Genomic DNA, 255 nt, shown 5'->3' on the forward strand with positions numbered 1-255 from the left:
AAGCCAACATCCTGGTTGTCTGTGCAATCCCACATCCTTTACCACTTAACGTACATTTAGGGACCTTAGCTGACGATCTGGGCTGTTGCCCTTTTGACTATGAATCTTATCACCCATAGTCTGACTCTCAAGCATAAGAATACGGTATTCGGAGTTTGATAGTCTTCGGTAAGTGCAATACCCCCTAGGACATTCAGTGCTCTACCCCCGTTTCTCTAAATCTTGAGGCTAGCCCTAAAGCTATTTCGGAGAGAA

1 rRNA gene is annotated in these 255 nt (G+C 45.1%); it reads right to left on the bottom strand.

From position 1 onward, the window contains the following. Positions 1–255: ribosomal RNA gene (locus tag K0040_RS20440) — 23S ribosomal RNA — on the bottom strand; the annotation flags it as partial.

The organism is Terrisporobacter petrolearius (assembly GCF_020748185.1).
Classification (GTDB): Bacteria; Bacillota; Clostridia; order Peptostreptococcales; family Peptostreptococcaceae; genus Terrisporobacter; species Terrisporobacter petrolearius.